This is a genomic window from Parasphingomonas frigoris (assembly GCF_036663815.1).
Taxonomy (GTDB): Bacteria; Pseudomonadota; Alphaproteobacteria; order Sphingomonadales; family Sphingomonadaceae; genus Sphingomonas.
Window position 1 is genome coordinate 554,422 of sequence record NZ_JAXOJQ010000003.1, and the last position, 16,621, is coordinate 571,042.

Here is a 16,621-nt window from a genome sequence, read left to right on the forward strand (position 1 = left end):
GGGGTAGGATATGGGGTCGAAATCGATTGCGCGTGGCGCTGTGCTTGGCGTCGCGATCGGCACGCTCAGTCTGTCGACACAGCCGGGCGTCGCTGCCGAGCGCGCGGTCGCCAGCGCGCCGAAACCGGCCAGCGCCCCGGTGGTGCACCCGGCGCTGTGGCCGAGCCCGAAATGGCCGCTCGCGCCCAATGTCGCGGACGAGGCGCGCATCGCCGATCTGCTCAAGCGGATGACGCTCGAGGAAAAGGTCGGGCAGGTGGTCCAGGCCGATATCGACAGCATCACCCCCGACGAGGTGCGGCGCTATCATATCGGCTCGGTGCTCAACGGCGGCAATTCGGGGCCGAACAAGGACGATTTCGCGCCCGCGCCGAAATGGCTCGAGCTCGCCGACGCGCTCTATGCCGCCTCGGTCGACACCAGCGCGGGCGGGCAGGGGATCCCGATCCTGTGGGGGATCGACGCCGTCCACGGGCATAGCAACATCATCGGCGCGACGCTGTTTCCGCAGAACATCGGCCTCGGCGCGATGCGCGATCCCGACCTGATCGAGCGGATCGGCGCGGCGACCGCCGTCGAGATCCGTACCACCGGGCAGGAATGGACCTTCGCGCCGACGATCACCGTGCCGCAGGATTATCGCTGGGGCCGCGCTTATGAGGGCTATTCGTCGAACCCCGATCTCGTCGCCAGCTATGCCGGGCGGATGATCGTCGGCCTGCAGGGCAAGCCCGACGGCAGCCGGATGCTGGCAGGACCGCACGTGCTTGCCAGCACCAAGCATTTCATCGCCGACGGCGGCACCTTCGAGGGGCGCGACCAGGGCGACGCGCGGATCAGCGAGACCGAGCTGCGCGACGTTCACGGCAAGCCCTACATTCCCGCACTCGAGGCCGGCGTCGGCACGGTGATGACGAGCTTCTCGAGCTGGCAGGGGCAGAAGATCGGGGGCAGCAAGGGGCTCGTCACCGACCTGCTGAAAGGCCGGATGCACTTCGGCGGCTTCGTCGTCACCGACTGGAACGCGCACGGCCAGATTGCCGGCTGCACCAACGACAGCTGCCCGCAGGCGATCAATGCCGGGGTCGACATGTATATGGCGCCCGACAGCTGGCGCGCGCTCTACGGCTCGCTGCTCACCCAAGTGAAGGACGGCACGGTGCCGATGCCGCGGCTCGACGATGCCGTCGCGCGGATCCTGCGCGTCAAGCTGCGGCTCGGGCTGTTCGAGGCGGGCAAGCCGTCGTCGCGCCCGCTCGCCGGCGACTGGAGCCTGCTCGGCGCGCCAGCGCACCGCGCGGTGGCGCGCGAGGCGGTCGGCAAGTCGCTCGTCCTGCTCAAGAACAGCGGCGTGCTCCCGCTCAAGCCCAATGCCAACATCCTCGTCGCGGGCGACGGCGCCGACGATGTCGCGCGGCAATCGGGCGGCTGGACGATCACCTGGCAGGGCACCGGCCTCACCAAGGCGATGTTCCCCGGCGCGACCACGCTGTGGGGCGGCATCCACGCTGCGGTGAAGGCGGCGGGCGGCCATGCCGAACTGCGCCCCGACGGCGCCTATACCACCAAGCCCGACGCCGCGATCGTGGTGTTCGGCGAGACGCCCTATGCCGAATTCCAGGGCGACATAAAGTCGCTCCAGCTGCGCCCCGAATTGCGCGCGCCGCTTGCGACGATGCGCAAGTTGAAGGCCGCGGGCATCCCGGTCGTCGCGGTGATGCTGACCGGGCGCCCGCTGTTCGTGAACCCCGAACTCAACGCCGCCGATGCGTTCGTCGTCGCCTGGCTGCCGGGCAGCGAAGGCGGCGGCGTCGCCGATCGCCTGTTCGCCGCGCCCGGGGTCGCCGCGCCCTTTACCGGCGCGTTGCCGACGGCTTGGCCGCTCACCGCCAAGCCGGGTGGCCCGGCGTTGTACCGCTTCGGCTACGGCCTGAGCGGGCGCGAGCGTGGCACCCTCTGGCGCAAGCTTTCCGAGGATCCCGGCGTCGCCGATGCCGGGACCGACGGAGTGTTCCTCGCCGCCGGGGTCGCGACGCCGGGCTGGTCGTTGCAGGTCGGCGACGGGGCGGCTTCGGTCACGCGGATCACGACGGTCCCGGCGCAGGCGCTCGGCGGGCGGATCAAGGTCACCGCGGTCGATTACGGCGTCCAGGAGGGCGCGCGGCATTTCGCGCTCGCCGGCGGCGCCGCACAGACGATCGCCCTGCGCAGCGAGCGGCCGGTCGACCTGTCGCGCGAGAGCAATGGCGATGTGATGATGCTCGCCACGCTGCGGCTCGATGCGCCGCAAGGAAGCGACCTGACGCTCGGCATGGCGTGCGATGGCGCCGGCTGTGCGGGCTCGCGCGCGCTTGCGCCGGGCAGCTTGCCGGTCGGTGCGTGGCGGACGATCGGCATCCCGATCAAATGCTTTGCCGCGACCGTCGCAATGCAGCGTGTCACGGCGCCGTTCGAACTGCGCACCCGCCAACCGCTCGCGATCAGCATTGCGCGCGTGTCGCTGGGCATGGTCGCCGACGACGTCCTGAAATGTCAGCCATAGTGTCGCGCGTGGTGGGGTGCGGCGACCTTGCACCCTGTCGCGCGCCCCTTGCACCCTATCGATGTTAGCGCTACCTCAAAGCCTGTAGCGCGATTACGCGCACCGGGAGAGGGACCATGGCTAACCGCATCGTCGCGGATCTGTTGGTAGCTGGGTTAGCAGCCGGGCTGGCATCTGGGACCGCCACGCCGGCACTTGCGCAGGAGCGTGCGCCCGACGTGAAACGCTTCCTGTCGCAGCCGCTGGTTACGTCGATCTACACCGCCGATCCGTCGGCGCATGTGTTTGCCGGCAGGATCTACGTCTATCCCAGCCACGACGTCCCGACCGCGATCCCCGACGACGATCTCGGCAACCAATATGCGATGCACGATTATCGCGTGCTGAAGATGGACAAGATCGGCGGCCCCGTCACGGTCGGCCCGGTCGCGCTCGACGTCCGCCAAGTCCCCTGGGCATCGCAGCAGATGTGGGCGCCCGACGCCGCCTACAAGAACGGCACCTATTACCTCTATTTTCCGGCACGCGACAAAACCAAGGACAAGAACGGACTCGGCAAGTTCATGGTCGGCGTCGCGACGTCGAAGAGCCCGATGGGCCCGTTCAAGGCCGACCCCAAGCCGATCGCGGGCGCCTTCTCGATGGATCCGGCAGTCTTCACCGACGCCGACGGCAAGAGCTACCTCTATTTCGGCGGCATCTGGGGCGGTCAGCTCCAGCGCTGGAAGAACGGCACCTTCGATCCCAACGGCAGCGACACCGATCTCGGCCAGGACACGCAGCCCGCGCTGACCGGCAAGGTCGCGCGGCTCAACCCCGACATGAAGAGCCTCGCCGAGACGCCGCACGACGCGGTGATCCTGGACGAAGCCGGCAAGCCCGTGCTCGGCGGCGACCATGATCGGCGCTTCTTCGAGGCGTCGTGGATGTTCAAGCGCGGCGGGCAATATTATTACACCTACTCGACCGGCGACACGCACTTCCTCAACTATGCGACGGGCACCAGCCCGTACGGCCCGTTCACCTATCGCGGGTATATCATGAACCCCGTCCAGGGCTGGACGACGCATCACTCGATCATCGAGACCGGCGGCAAATGGTGGCTGTTTTATGCCGACACGCAGCTCAGCGGGAAGAACCACCTTCGCAACGTCAAGCTGACCGAGCTCACCTTCAACGCTGACGGGACGATCAAGACGATCGATCCGCTGGTCAAATAAGGCAGCAGATGTTTCTCGGGATTGATATCGGCACGTCGGGCGTCAAGGCCGTCGTCCTCGACACACATGGCGCGGTCGTCGGCCAGGGCGTCGCGGCGCTCACCGTCCAGCGCCCCCACCCCTTGTGGTCCGAACAGGACCCCGAGGATTGGTGGAAGGCAACGACCGCCGCAGTTCTCGCGATCGACCCCGAGGTCCGGCGGTCGGTCCGCGGGATCGGGCTCGCCGGGCAGATGCACGGCGCAACCCTGCTCGGCGCGGACGACACGCCGCTGCGCCCGGCGATCCTGTGGAACGACGGTCGCTCGTTCGCAGAATGCGCGGCGCTCGAAGCGACCACGGGCGATTTCCGCACGGTTGGCGGCAATATCGTCATGCCGGGCTTCACCGCGCCCAAGCTCGAATGGGTCCGCCGCCACGAGCCCGAGATCTTCGCGCAGGTTGCGACCGTGCTGCTCCCCAAGGACTATGTCCGGCTGCGGATGACCGGCGAGAAGGCGTCCGACATGTCCGATTCGGCGGGCACCTTGTGGCTCGACGTCGCCGGCCGGCGCTGGAGCGAGACGCTGCTCACCGCCTGCGGGCTGACCGAGGCGCAGATGCCGCGGCTGGTCGAGGGCACCGACGTCGCGGGCACGCTCCGCGCCGATATCGCCGAAGCCTGGAGCATTCCGCAGGTACCGGTCGCGGGCGGCGCTGGTGACAATGCCGGTGGTGCGGCGGGCGTCGGCGTCGTCACCGACGGCAAAGCCTTGCTGTCGCTCGGCACATCGGGCGTCATCTTCGTCGCCAACGATGCGTTCCGGCCCAACCCGGCGCGCGCGGTCCACGCCTTCTGCCACTGCCTGCCCGACATATGGCACCAGATGTCGGTCCATCTCAGCGCGGCGTCGTGCATCGACTGGGTCGCGCGGCTCACGGGCGCGAGTGGTGCTGCCGAGCTGTTCCAGCGCGCCGAAGCGGCGGGTGCCGCCAACGGTCCCGAGATTTTCCTCCCCTATCTCTCGGGCGAACGTACCCCCCACAACGACGCACAGGTCCGCGGCGCGTTCGTCGGGCTCGACAACGACACCGACGCCAACCGGCTCGCACAGGCCGTGCTCGAAGGCGTCGCGTTCGCGCTCGCCGACGGGCTCGACGTGCTGCGCGAGGCGGGGACCGAGGTCGCCGAGCTCGCCGTGATCGGCGGCGGCGCGCGCTCGCGCTATTGGGGCGAGACGCTCGCCGCCGCGATGGACGTGCCATTGGTCTACCTCCAGGGCGGCGAAGTCGGCCCCGCGCTCGGTGCCGCCCGGCTCGCGCAGATCGCAGTCGACGGCGGCACCCCCGCCGAGGTCTGCGTCGCGCCGCCGGTCTCGCACCGCATCGCGCCCGACGTCGCGCTAACCGAGCGGCTCGCGCCCAAGAAGGCCGCCTTCCGCGCGGCCTACGCCCAGATTTCTCCCCTCACCGCATCCAACTGACCCCCCAAGGAGCGCCCCGATGGCCACCGATTTCTTTGCCGACATTCCCCAGATCGCCTTCAAGGGCCCCGAGACCGACGACGAGCTCGCCTATCGCTATTACGACAAGGACCGCGTCGTCATGGGCAAGCGGATGGAAGACCATCTGCGCTTCGCCGCCTGCTTCTGGCACACCTTCTGCTGGCCGGGTTCGGACGTGTTCGGCGGCGGCACCTTCAACCGCCCGTGGCACGCCGGGGCGAATGATTCGGCAGCGGCTGCGCAGAAGCGCGAAGTCGCGTTCGACTTCTTCACCAAGCTCGACATCCCGTTCTACGCCTTCCACGACGTCGACGTGATGGCGGATGCCGCCAACATCAACGAGCATCGCCGCAACTTCGCAGAAGCCGTCGATCATCTCGAGAAGCTGCAGGCGTCGTCGGGCCGCAAGCTGTTGTGGGGCACCGCGAACCTGTTCAGCCACCCGCGCTTCGCCGCCGGCGGCGCGACCAACCCCAACCCGGAAGTCTTCGCGTTCGGCGCGATGCAGGTCCGTGATGCGCTCGAAGCGACGCATCGCCTCGGCGGCGCGAACTACGTGCTGTGGGGCGGTCGCGAAGGTTATGAGACGCTGCTCAACACCGATCTCAAGCGCGAGCTCGACAATCTCGGCCGCTTCCTCAACTTGGTGGTCGAGCACAAGCACAAGATCGGCTTCACCGGCACGATCCTGATCGAGCCCAAGCCGTTCGAGCCGACCAAGCATCAGTACGATTTCGACACCGCGACGGTGTACGGCTTCCTCAAGCGCTACGGCCTCGAGAATGAAGTGAAGGTCAATATCGAGGCGAACCACGCGACGCTCGCCAGCCACACCTTCGAGCATGAGATCGCGACCGCAGCGGCGCTCGGCATCTTCGGCTCGATCGACGCGAATCGCGGCGATCCGCAGAATGGCTGGGATACCGACCAGTTCCCCAATTCGGTCGAGGAACTGACGCTCGCCAATCTCGAGATCATCCGCGCGGGCGGCTTCACCACCGGCGGGTTCAACTTCGACGCCAAGGTCCGCCGCCAGTCGATGGAGGCGGTCGACTTGTTCCACGGCCATGTCGGCGCGATCGACGTCGTCGCGAAGGGCCTGCTCAACGCAGCCGCGCTGATCGAGGACGGTCGTCTCGATGCGATCAAGACCGAGCGTTATGCGGGTTGGGATGCAGACTTCGGGCAGAAGGTCGGGTCGCTCGACCTGGCGGGAATCGCCGATCTCGCGGTCGAGCAGGGCATCGACCCGCAGCCGCGCTCGGGCCGGCAGGAGCGGATCGAGAATCTGATCAACCGCTTCCTCTGACGCCACGCCGTCTCAGCGCGGCGCGGCGTCGGACTCGCGGCGGATCAACGCATACTCGACCAGCACGTGCGGTTCGGCGATGCCGTCCGGCTGGTCGATCGTGCGGCCCTGGATCGATCCGACCAGCAATTCGACCGCGATCCGCGCCATGTCGGTGACGGGCTGGCGGATCGTCGTCAGGCCGGGCCAGATCGTCGTCGCCAACGCCGAATCGTCGAAGCCGACCACGGTGACATCGCGCGGCACGTCGAGCCCGCGCCGGTGCGCGACTGCGATCGCGGCCGCTGCCATATCGTCATTCGCCGCGAAGATCGCGCTCGGCGGCGGATCGAGCGCGAGCAGATACGCAGCGGCGTCGAGCCCCGAGCGGTAGGTGAACAGCCCATCGGCGACCAGCGCGGGGTCCGTTTTCACGCCAAGCTCGACCAACGCGGCGCGATAGCCTTCGAGCCGCTCGCCGCTCGCGGTCTGGTTGGGTGCGCCGGTGATGAAACCGATCCGGCGATGTCCGAGATCGACCAGATGCCGCGTCATGTCATAGGCGGCGCGGCGATCATCGATGCTCACCGACAGCGCCCAGCCCGGCGCCCGCCCCGTCGAGATCGCCATCACCGGAATCTCGCGCGCGTGGAGCGCCTCGAGCACCAGCGCCGAATCGCACAATGGCGGCGGCAGGACGATTCCGTCGATCCGGCCGCGCGTGAGATGCTCGATCGCGGCGATCTCGGTGCCGGGCTCGCATTTCTCGATCACGATCTGGACATTCTCGCGGCTCGCCTGGTCGAGGCAGCCGACCAGGAATTCGCTGAAATAGAAGAAGCTGGGATTGGTGTGGAGCACGCCGATCCGCACGTCCTCACCCCCGGCCAGTCGGCGGGCTGCGGCGTTGGGGGCGTAGCGCAAGGCGTCGATCGCGGCCTCGACGCGCTCGCGGGTTGCCGGGCGGACGCTCCCCTTGCGATTGACGACGCGCGATACCGTCATCGGCGAGACCCCGGCGCGCTGCGCAACATCGGCGACGGTCGGGCCATTGTGGTGGCGACGCGAGCTCCGACTTTCCTTCATTCCGGTCCTTTCCGGGATACCCTATGGCGGCCGACGGGCCTGCGGCAAGGCGCAAAGGCGTTGCGCCGAAGCCGCACAGCCGTGCGAAGTGCCGCTTTGGGGCGATGGCGCTTGCCCCAGCCCCACTCCATCGGGCATGCGCTCCCGATGACGTTTCAGGTCGATATGGGCCTCGACGCGGGCGGCGCTTCCGTTCCGATCGATCTCGAAGAATTGCTGGCGACGCGGTTGCTCGTGCAGGGCAATTCGGGCTCGGGAAAGTCGCATCTGCTGCGCCGGCTGCTCGAACGCAGCGCGGGGCAGGTGCAACAGATCATCATCGACCCCGAAGGCGACTTCGTCACGCTCGGCGAGAAATACGGCCATATCGCGATCGCCGCCGCTGACTATTCGGTCGCCGAGGTCGCGCGCTTCGGCCAGCGGATCCGCGAGCATCGCACCTCGGTCGTGCTCGATCTCGAGGGGCTCGAGATGGAAGGCCAGATGCGCTGTGCCGCGGCGTTCCTCGGCGCGCTGTTCGATGCGCCGCGCGAGCATTGGTATCCAGCGCTGGTCGTGGTCGACGAGGCGCAGGTGTTCGCCCCGTCGATGGGTGCCGAAGTGACCGAAGAAGTGCGCCGCGCGTCGTTGGGTGCGATGACCAACCTGATGTGCCGCGGCCGCAAGCGGGGCTTGGCCGGGATCATCGCGACGCAGCGCCTCGCCAAGCTCGCCAAGAACGTGGCAGCGGAAGCGTCGAACTTCCTGATGGGGCGCACCTTTCTCGACATCGACATGGCGCGCGCGGCCGATCTGCTCGGGATGGAGCGGCGCCAGGCCGAGCAGATCCGCGATCTGCCGCGCGGCACCTTCCTCGCGCTCGGGCCCGCGGTGTGCCGCCGCCCGATCGCGATCAAGGTCGGCTCGGTCGAGACCGGGTCGCGCGGCGGCGGCCCGGTGCTGACCCCGCTGCCGCAACCGCAGGCGAGCGACATGCGGCAGTTCCTCTTCGCCGAGATGGAAGAGCCGGTGCGCCCGCCACCGCCGCCGCCGCGCGCGGCCCCGGCCGAATATGTGCTCGACCAGATCGAGACGGTCCTGACCCCCGATCCGGCGGCGCGCGACGTCCCCAAGCGCGATCCCGAGGAACTGGCGCGCGTCGTCACCGACGTGCTCCGCGCGATCGTCGAGGATCGCGATTCGAGCACGCGCCCGGCCGCCGTGCTCTACCAGGATTTCCAGGTGCGCTGCCGTATGGTCGGTGTGCACCCGGCGCCACTGTCCTCCTCGGGTTTCTCGCGGCGACTCGCGGCGGCCCGCGCGGGGATCTTCGACGGGCTCGACGGCGACTGGGCCGAGGCAATCGCGATCGCGCACGATCTGCCCGACGAGATGCTCGGCTGCTTCCTGTTGATCGCACGTGCGGCGCGCGAGGGGCTGCCCGCGCCGACCGACGAGGAAATCGCGCATACCTACGGCACCAGTTCGCTCGGCCGGGCACGGCGCGTGATCGGCTATATCGAGGGGCGCAACCTGTTGGTGACGCGGGTCGATCTGTCGGGAAAACGATCGCTGACGATCCCCGCCCTGGGCTGGACGACCGCGCCCGCCGACGCCGCATGACAATGCGTTCAGGTTGCGCGCAAGCTGTTGCAGTGCAGGACGGCGCAGCCTAGGGGCGCTCGATGGCATCCGCCTCCTATCAATCCACGTCGGATCGCCGCCGCGTTCGCGCGATCGTGCTCGCGCTCGTGGTCGAAGGGCTGGTCGCGCTCTTGCTGCTACAGCTCGGCACGGGCGTGTTCACCCGGAAAGAGCAGCCGAAGCTCACCACCTTCGACGTGCGGCCGATCGGCCCGCCGGTCGCGAAGACGGCGGCCAAGACCAAAGTCGCGACGCAGCAGAAGAAGAAGGTCACCACCGCCTCGGCCGCGCCACCGCCGCCGACCGTCCCGCCGCTGCCCAAGGCGCCGCTGCCGTCGAAGCTGATCCAGCTCAGCACCGAGGATTTCGCCGCGGCCGACATCGGCAAGATCAAGGGTGCCACGGGTGAGGGCGATGGCCAGGGGAAGGGTCAGGACAGCGTCGCGGCGTACGGCCCCGGGCAGGGTCCGGGCGGGGGATCGCTCTACAATGCCGAATGGTATCGCGAGCCGAGCGACGCCGAGCTCAAGCCCTATATGCAGGAATATATGAAAGGCGATGGCGGCTGGGCGATGATCGCGTGCAAGACCGCGCCCGATTTCCGCGTCGAGAATTGCCGCTCGCTCGAAGAATCGCCGCCTGGTGGCGGCTTGTCGCGCGCTCTGCGGCTGGCGGCATGGCAGTTCCGCGTGCGGCCGCCGCGCGTCAACGGCAAGGCGATGATCGGCGCGTGGGTGCGGATCCGCTTCGACCTGGTGTCGGGCTTCAAGAAGTAGCGGGCAGGCGCTCGAGGTAAGCGCGGACATCGTCGGCGATCGGGAGCGGCTTTCCGGTCGGGAGGTGGACGTTGACGATCACCATCGTGATCGCCGTATGCAGCGCGCCGGTTTCGGCGTGGCAGAGTTCGAACTGCTGCGTCAGGCTCGACAGGCCGATCCGCGAAATCCGCACGAACGCCTCGATCGTGTCGCCCCAGACGAACGGCTTGAGGTAGTCGATCGCGGTATGGCGGACGTGGAATTCGGTCTGCGTCCACCCGTCGCCCAGCGCCGCGCCGATCCCGGTCCAGTCCCAGAAATCGGTCGCCGCGACGTCGGCATATTCGAGGTAGCGTGAATTGAAGACGACCTTCTGCCCGTCGATCTCGGCATAGCGGACCTTGAAGCGGGTCGAGAAGGCAAAGTCGGGACGGGTCATCATTAGAACAGCAACTTCAGGCCGACCGCGGCGAGCACCGCGGCGAGGATGGGGGTGAGGAAGCGATCGGATACGCGGCTCGCGACCAGGCTGCCGACGATGATCCCGGGGATCGACCCGACCAGCAGCGAGACGAGCAGCGACCCGTCGACCGAACCGAGGATCCAATGCCCGATCCCGCCGAGCAGCGTCAATGGCACGGCGTGCGCGATGTCCGATCCAACCAGCCGGTTGACCGGCATCAGCGGGTAGAGGATTAGCAGCGCGGTCATGCCGAGCGCGCCCGCGCCGACCGAGGTGAGCGAGACGAGCACGCCGAGGACCGCGCCGAGGACGACCGTCAGCCCCGCCAGCCGCGTCGCGCTGACGGTGCCCAGGCGATGCTTCAGCGCCGCGACGATCCGCGCGCGAAAGATGGTGGCGAGGCCCGACAGCAGCAGCGTGACGCCCAAAGCGACCGAGATGGCGTGGCCGGTCTTGGCCGACTGCTCGCCGGCATAATGGAGGATGACGAGCGTCACCACCGCGGCGGGCACGCTGCCGGTGGCGAGCCGACGCACGACGGTCCAGTCGACCGTCCCGCGCCAGCCATGCACCGTCGTGCCGACGGTCTTGGTCGCCGAGGCATAGAGCAGGTCGGTGCCGACCGCGGTCGCCGGGTGGAATCCGAAGGCGAGCACGAGCAGCGGCGTCATCAGCGAGCCGCCGCCGACGCCGGTCAGCCCGACGACCAGGCCGACGAGCACGCCGGCCATCGAATACAGCAGATTGATGTGCATCGGCGCGGGGTCAGCCGGCCTTGGCGGGGGTGTTGACGCCCATCGACAGGAGATATTTCTTCACGTTGCGCGCGGCCTGGCGCAGCCGCTGTTCGTTCTCGACCATCGCGATGCGCACAAAGCCTTCTCCGTTTTCGCCATAGCCCACCCCTGGGGCAACCGCGACACGTGCGTGAGTCAGCAATTGTTTGGAGAACTCAAGGCTACCTAAGTGCGCCAGCGCCGGGGGCAGCGGCGCCCAGGCGAACATCGATGCGCGCGGCGAGGGGATGTCCCATCCGGCGCGGCCGAAACTGTCGACCAGCACGTCGCGGCGCTTGTGATAGAGCTCGCGATTCTTCGCGACGATGTCCTGCGGGCCGTTGAGCGCGGCGCAGGCGGCGGCCTGGATCGGGGTGAAGGCGCCATAATCCAGATAGGATTTCACGCGGCTCATCGCCGCGATCAGCGTCTTGTTGCCGACCGCGAAGCCGATCCGCCAGCCCGCCATCGAATAGGTCTTGCTGAGCGAGGTGAATTCGATCGCGATGTCCTTGGCGCCGGGCACCTGCAGGATCGAGGCGGTCGGCACGCCGTCATAATAGAGTTCGGAATAGGCCAGGTCGGAGATGATCCAGACCTGGTTCTCCTTCGCCCATGCGACGAGGCGCTCGTAGAAAGCGAGGTCGACCGTCTCGGCGGTCGGGTTCGACGGATAGTTGACCACCAGGATCGACGGGCGCGGGACGGTGAACGCCATCGCGCGCTCGAGCGCGTCGAAATAGGCCTCGTCGGGCGTCGTCGGCACGGCGCGGATCGTCGCGCCGGCGATGATGAAGCCGAAGGTGTGGATCGGGTAGGACGGGTTGGGCGCGAGCACGACGTCGCCGGGCGCGGTGATCGCCGTCGCAAGGCTGGCGAGGCCTTCCTTCGACCCCATCGTCACCACGACTTCGGTATCGGGATCGACATCGACGCCGAAGCGCCGGCCATAATAGTTCGCTTGCGCCTTGCGCAGGCCGGGGATGCCCTTCGACTGCGAATAGCCGTGCGCGTCGGGCTTGCGCGCGACTTCGATCAGTTTCTCGATGACGTGCGGCGGCGGCGGCAGATCGGGATTGCCCATGCCGAGATCGATGATGTCCTCGCCGGTCGCCCGCGCTTCCGCTCGCATCGCGTTGACTTCGGCGATGATGTACGGCGGCAGGCGCTTGATGCGATAGAAATCGTCGGACATTGCGGAATTCCGGTTAGAGGAGACATATCCTTACGTCGTCGGGCGCGCTTCGTCACCCCGGCGTCGGGCGAACGCGTGGATTCCCGCGTTTTGCCGCTTGGGTGCTTTCGTTCGCGCAGGCGATCGGGCTATGGTCGCGCGGACAGCGATGAGGATGCCATGGCCGACACACCACCCCCCGCCATGCCCGCGCTCGCGGATCTGCAGCATTGGACCTGGTTGCTCGGCCGCGCGCAGCAGATGCTGCTCGAACAGGGCATGGCGGCGTGGGATACGGCAGGGCAGGGCGTACCCGCGATCCCCGGCCTGACCGATCCCGACACGCTCGCCCGGACGCGCGATTTCTGGAACGACAGCCTCACCTTGTGGCAGCGCATGCTCGTCCCCGGCCAGGCCGAAGCACCCGCGCCATCCCCCGAGCAGGCGCGCGACAAGCGCTTCAAGGATCCGCGGTGGCGCGAGAATCCGCTGTTCGACTGGATTCGGCAGAGCTATTTCCTCTTCTCCGACCAGATGCTCGCGCAGGTCGAGGCGATGCAGGGGATCGATCCCGCGCAGCGCGATCAGATGCGCTTTGCCGCGCGCGGCTTTCTCGACGCGATGAGCCCGTCAAACTTCCCCGCGACCAACCCCGAAGTGCTCGCCAAGACGATCGAGACCGGCGGCGAGAATCTGCTCAAGGGCCTGCAGAACATGCTCGCCGATCTCGCGAAGGGGCAGCTGACGCATAGCGACCAGAATGCGTTCGAGGTCGGGCGCAACCTGGCGATGACGCCGGGTAAGGTCGTCCACCGCACCGATCTTTACGAACTGATCCAATATGCGCCTGTGACCGAATCGGTGCTCGCGGTGCCGCTGGTCATCTTCCCGCCATGGATCAACCGCTTCTATATTCTCGACCTCACGCCCGAGAAGAGCTTCATCCGCTGGGCTGTCGAGCAGGGCATCACGGTCTTCCTCGTGTCGTGGCGGTCGGCCGATGCGAGCATGAAGGACGTCGTGTGGGACGATTACATCGCCGCGCAGATCGAGGCGATCGACCTGATCCGTAGCACGCTCGACGTGCCCGCGGTGCATACGATCGGCTATTGCGTCGCGGGCACGACGCTCGCCGCGACGCTGGCGATCCTCGCGGCGCGCGGCGAGGCCGACAAGGTGGCGAGCGCGACCTTCTTCACCGCGCAGGTCGATTTCGAGAAGGCCGGCGAACTGCTCCATTTCGTCGCCGATGACCAACTGGCGCTGCTCAAGACGCTGACCACCGACGGCTTTCTTGACGGGCGCTACATGGCGGCGGTGTTCAACCAGCTGCGCGGACGCGACCTGATCTGGAATTACGTCACCAACAATTACCTGCTCGGCAAGGATTATGCGCCGTTCGACCTGCTCCACTGGAACGGCGACACCACCAACCTGCCGGCGACATGGCATCTGCGCTACCTGCTCGACCTGTACCGCGACAATCTGCTGGTGCAGCCCGGCGCGCTGAGTGCGCTCGACGTGCCGATCGACCTCGGCCGGGTCGCGACGCCGGCTTATATCCAGGCCGGGCGCGAGGATCATATCGCGCCACCCGAAAGTGTCTGGGCGCTGACCCGACTCTTCACCGGCGAGCGCAAGTTCGTCCTTGCCGGTTCGGGCCACATCGCCGGCGTGGTCAATCCGCCGAGCGCGGGAAAATACCAATACTGGGTCAACCCCGATCCGGTCGATACGTTGGCCGCGTTTATCGCCGGGGCGGTCGAGACCAAGGGCAGCTGGTGGCCCGACTGGTTCGTCTGGTTGCAGGCCCACGGTGCCGATACCGTCGCGGTTGCCGGTGCCCGGCACCCCGGCGCGGGCGCGCTCGCCGCGCTCGAGGAAGCGCCCGGACGCTACGTCAGGGTGCGCTGAGGACCTAACTGTGTCGTTATGTTGCGCTGCAACATTCTGGTTGAAAAGGGATTGAACCTCCAGTATATTGCACTGCAGCAATAGAGCAGGAGCAATCCCGTCATGGCCATCAAGGGACCCAAGTCCAAGGCGCTGTCGCCGACCGTCAAGCCGGTGACGACCGTCGCTGCCGCATCGGCGGAGTCGATTCCGGCAGCGCTTGCCGCATCGCCCGTCGTCCAGCCTGCGTCGTCGAGTGTCCCGATGCCGAGCGAACCCCCCTCGCCGAAGAAGCCGGCCATCGCCGCGAAGCCACCGGTTGCTCCGGTCGCGGCGGCTGCCCCTGTTTCCCCGCAGCCAGTCCCGGTCGCCAAGGTGCCCGCGCCGAAGCCAGTTCCGGTCGCTACGGTGTCCGCTGTTGCGTCTCCCGCGGCGGCGCCGACCAGCGCCCCGCCTCCGCTTACCGTTGAAGCCCCGCAACCTGTCGCCGCTGCCGCCGCGACGATCGCTCAGAAGGAAGTCGCTACCATGGAAACGATTCAGTCCGCCGCAGAAAATGGCCAGGCTCGTGCACAGGCGATGTTCGCCGACGTGAATGATCGCACCAAGACCGCAATGGAAAAGGGTTCGAAGATGATCGAGGACATGAACGAATTCTCGAAGGGCAATATCGAGGCGATCGTCGAATCGTCGAAGATTGCCGCCAAGGGCATCAAGACGATGGGCCAGGAAGCTGCCGATTTCGGCCGCAAGCAGTTCGAGAGCGCGACCGCCGTGCTCAAGACGCTGTCGAGCGTGAAGTCGCCGACCGACTTCCTCAAGCTCCACAGCGATTTCATGCGCAGCACGTTCGACTCGATGGTCGCCGAGACCTCGAAGAACACCGAGTCGATGCTCAAGCTCGCCGGCGAGATCGCGCAGCCGATTTCGAACCGCGTTGCTGTCGCCGCCGAGAAGATCAAGATCCCGGCCTAAGCACCCGCTACGGCAGGGTTAAGAAAGGGGCGGTCCGGTCGGGCCGCCCTTTTTCGTGGGCTTGTCACCGCGATATCGTCGCGCCCCCTTGCCCTCACCCCCGGCAATGCCATATTTTGACGACACATGATCGACAGCACACACATCTCGATGGCGGAACGCCGAGACGACGGCACCGGTGACGACGGTACCGGCGCCGGCGTCGCTACGCGCACGCGCGCCAAGACCAAGGAACCGACGCCGTACCGCGTGCTGTTGCTCAACGACGATTACACGCCGATGGAGTTCGTCGTGCTGGTGCTGCAGCGCTTCTTCCGGATGGACATGGAAGCCGCGACGCGCGTGATGCTGCACGTCCACCAGAAGGGCGTCGGCGTGTGCGGCACCTTCAGCTACGAAGTGGCCGAGACCAAGGTGACGCAGGTGATGGATTTCGCCCGGCAGAACCAGCACCCGCTGCAATGCATGCTGGAAAAGGCCTGACGCGGGCGGACGCCGGCTTGCGACGCTTACCTTAGCCGCTTGCCTCGGGCAGCCAGCTGAGATCGACCTTGGCATAGCGATCGACGAAATTCGCGGCGCGCTCAAGCTCGCGTTCGTCAAGGAAGGTCATCCGCCCGCCTTCACGCGCGATCAGCCGATCCACCTCCAACTGCCGCAGCATCCGGTTGACATGCACCGCCGTCAGCCCCGTCGCGTCGCCAATTTCCTCCTGCGTCAAACCCAGCACGAACGACGTGCCGATCGACGAGTCGCGCGTCTGCAGGCGGTTGCGCATGTCGAGCAGGATCGCAGCGACGCGCGCCCGTGCCGAGGTGCGTCCAAGCACGGCTAGGCGATCGGTCAACGCCGCGCGCTCGATCTGATTGTAGACCATGATCAGCGCCATCAGCCGCGGCTGCGCGCCGAACAGCGTCGCGAAAGTCGAGCGGGCGAACGGGCTGACCAGGCAGTCGGTCAATGCGGTGATCGTCTCGGTCGCCTCGCGATACACCATCGCGGCGGTGCCGAGCATGTCGCCAGCCACGTGAAAGCGCAGGATCTGCCGGCTACCGTCGTCGAGCAGCACCGAGCTCATCGCCACGCCCTGGCGCAGGATGTAGAGATCGCGCACGCTGTCGCGCTCGCGTTGCAGGATCGCACCGCGCCGCAGCGGCTGCCGTCGTGTCTCCAGCCGCTCGAGCGCCAGCCGTTCGTCGGGGGTCAAGCTGACGATGTCGCCCAAGCGATCGGCAAAGCAACTTCCTGGCACGCGCTGAAATCTCCTTCTGGCGAGATTCGCAAAGCAGCGCACGGCACATTGCGCAATAAAAATGATCAACCGTAACGATTTAGAGGT

Annotated in this window: 14 protein-coding genes; 9 read left to right on the top strand and 5 right to left on the bottom strand. The window is 67.2% G+C overall.

All coding sequences use genetic code 11. The features are described 5' to 3' along the window. Window positions 1-10 precede the first annotated feature (10 nt). The 4 genes from U1872_RS13025 to xylA all read left to right on the top strand — a co-directional run bounded on the left by U1872_RS13025 (window position 11) and on the right by xylA (window position 6,555). Window positions 11-2,542: a glycoside hydrolase family 3 protein gene (locus U1872_RS13025; protein WP_332793323.1), complete on the top strand. Its 2,532-nt coding sequence runs from the start codon at window positions 11-13 to the stop codon at window positions 2,540-2,542. Window positions 2,543-2,658: 116 nt separating this feature from the next. Next, window positions 2,659-3,762, top strand: coding sequence for a glycoside hydrolase family 43 protein (locus U1872_RS13030; RefSeq protein WP_332793324.1), 1,104 nt, complete (start codon window positions 2,659-2,661; stop codon window positions 3,760-3,762). Window positions 3,763-3,770: 8 nt separating this feature from the next. Beyond that, complete coding sequence (gene xylB / locus U1872_RS13035) at window positions 3,771-5,225, top strand: xylulokinase (RefSeq protein ID WP_332793325.1); 1,455 nt, start codon at window positions 3,771-3,773, stop codon at window positions 5,223-5,225. A gap of 19 nt (window positions 5,226-5,244) precedes the next feature. After that, a complete protein-coding gene (xylA, locus tag U1872_RS13040; RefSeq protein ID WP_332793326.1) occupies window positions 5,245-6,555 on the top strand; it encodes a xylose isomerase in 1,311 nt (436 codons plus the stop codon). Between the two features lie 12 nt (window positions 6,556-6,567). Here the strand turns inward: xylA and U1872_RS13045 are convergent, their stop codons facing one another. Beyond that, window positions 6,568-7,620 (bottom strand): LacI family DNA-binding transcriptional regulator, encoded by a 1,053-nt coding sequence (locus tag U1872_RS13045; RefSeq protein ID WP_332793327.1) that lies wholly within the window; start codon window positions 7,618-7,620, stop codon window positions 6,568-6,570. A 147-nt stretch (window positions 7,621-7,767) separates the two neighbouring features. On the opposite strand from U1872_RS13045, the gene U1872_RS13050 reads away from it, so the two are divergent. After that, window positions 7,768-9,222, top strand: coding sequence for a helicase HerA domain-containing protein (locus U1872_RS13050; RefSeq protein WP_332793328.1), 1,455 nt, complete (start codon window positions 7,768-7,770; stop codon window positions 9,220-9,222). A gap of 62 nt (window positions 9,223-9,284) precedes the next feature. Continuing rightward, the gene (locus tag U1872_RS13055; RefSeq protein WP_332793329.1) at window positions 9,285-10,019 is read left to right on the top strand and encodes a hypothetical protein; all 735 of its coding nucleotides are present in this window, start codon (window positions 9,285-9,287) and stop codon (window positions 10,017-10,019) included. Here the strand turns inward: U1872_RS13055 and U1872_RS13060 are convergent. From U1872_RS13060 to U1872_RS13070, 3 genes are read right to left on the bottom strand one after another with little or no spacing between them, the layout of a single operon-like run. Further along, on the bottom strand, window positions 10,009-10,440 hold the full coding sequence (locus tag U1872_RS13060) for an acyl-CoA thioesterase (RefSeq protein ID WP_443025389.1): 432 nt from the start codon (window positions 10,438-10,440) through the stop codon (window positions 10,009-10,011). The genes U1872_RS13055 and U1872_RS13060 overlap by 11 nt on opposite strands. A 2-nt stretch (window positions 10,441-10,442) precedes the next feature. Next, entirely contained in the window at window positions 10,443-11,219 is a 777-nt protein-coding gene (locus U1872_RS13065) for a sulfite exporter TauE/SafE family protein (RefSeq protein WP_332793331.1), read from the bottom strand. A 10-nt stretch (window positions 11,220-11,229) separates the two neighbouring features. Further along, window positions 11,230-12,435, bottom strand: a complete 1,206-nt coding sequence (locus U1872_RS13070; RefSeq protein WP_332793332.1) for an LL-diaminopimelate aminotransferase — start codon at window positions 12,433-12,435, stop codon at window positions 11,230-11,232. 159 nt (window positions 12,436-12,594) lie between these two features. On the opposite strand from U1872_RS13070, the gene U1872_RS13075 reads away from it, so the two are divergent. The 3 genes from U1872_RS13075 (at window position 12,595) to clpS (ending at window position 15,765) form a co-directional block, all read left to right on the top strand. Next, window positions 12,595-14,328: a PHA/PHB synthase family protein gene (locus U1872_RS13075; RefSeq protein WP_332793333.1), complete on the top strand. Its 1,734-nt coding sequence runs from the start codon at window positions 12,595-12,597 to the stop codon at window positions 14,326-14,328. Window positions 14,329-14,430: 102 nt separating this feature from the next. Continuing rightward, window positions 14,431-15,282 (top strand): phasin family protein, encoded by an 852-nt coding sequence (locus U1872_RS13080; RefSeq protein WP_332793334.1) that lies wholly within the window; start codon window positions 14,431-14,433, stop codon window positions 15,280-15,282. Window positions 15,283-15,432: 150 nt separating this feature from the next. Then, window positions 15,433-15,765 carry an ATP-dependent Clp protease adapter ClpS gene (clpS, locus tag U1872_RS13085; protein ID WP_332793632.1) on the top strand — a complete coding sequence of 111 codons (333 nt, stop codon included), beginning with the start codon at window positions 15,433-15,435 and terminating at the stop codon, window positions 15,763-15,765. A 31-nt stretch (window positions 15,766-15,796) separates the two neighbouring features. Here clpS and U1872_RS13090 read toward each other — a convergent pair whose 3' ends face one another. Further along, entirely contained in the window at window positions 15,797-16,534 is a 738-nt protein-coding gene (locus tag U1872_RS13090; RefSeq protein ID WP_332793335.1) for a Crp/Fnr family transcriptional regulator, read from the bottom strand. Window positions 16,535-16,621: the final 87 nt, after the last annotated feature.

Coding starts and splice junctions, on each gene's coding strand:
- U1872_RS13025 (WP_332793323.1), top strand. CDS start 11: ATGGGGTCGAAATCGATTGCGCGTGGCGCTGTGCTTGGCGTCGCGATC.
- U1872_RS13030 (WP_332793324.1), top strand. CDS start 2,659: ATGGCTAACCGCATCGTCGCGGATCTGTTGGTAGCTGGGTTAGCAGCC.
- xylB (WP_332793325.1), top strand. CDS start 3,771: ATGTTTCTCGGGATTGATATCGGCACGTCGGGCGTCAAGGCCGTCGTC.
- xylA (WP_332793326.1), top strand. CDS start 5,245: ATGGCCACCGATTTCTTTGCCGACATTCCCCAGATCGCCTTCAAGGGC.
- U1872_RS13045 (WP_332793327.1), bottom strand. CDS start 7,620: ATGAAGGAAAGTCGGAGCTCGCGTCGCCACCACAATGGCCCGACCGTC.
- U1872_RS13050 (WP_332793328.1), top strand. CDS start 7,768: ATGACGTTTCAGGTCGATATGGGCCTCGACGCGGGCGGCGCTTCCGTT.
- U1872_RS13055 (WP_332793329.1), top strand. CDS start 9,285: ATGGCATCCGCCTCCTATCAATCCACGTCGGATCGCCGCCGCGTTCGC.
- U1872_RS13060 (WP_443025389.1), bottom strand. CDS start 10,440: ATGACCCGTCCCGACTTTGCCTTCTCGACCCGCTTCAAGGTCCGCTAT.
- U1872_RS13065 (WP_332793331.1), bottom strand. CDS start 11,219: ATGCACATCAATCTGCTGTATTCGATGGCCGGCGTGCTCGTCGGCCTG.
- U1872_RS13070 (WP_332793332.1), bottom strand. CDS start 12,435: ATGTCCGACGATTTCTATCGCATCAAGCGCCTGCCGCCGTACATCATC.
- U1872_RS13075 (WP_332793333.1), top strand. CDS start 12,595: ATGGCCGACACACCACCCCCCGCCATGCCCGCGCTCGCGGATCTGCAG.
- U1872_RS13080 (WP_332793334.1), top strand. CDS start 14,431: ATGGCCATCAAGGGACCCAAGTCCAAGGCGCTGTCGCCGACCGTCAAG.
- clpS (WP_332793632.1), top strand. CDS start 15,433: ATGGCGGAACGCCGAGACGACGGCACCGGTGACGACGGTACCGGCGCC.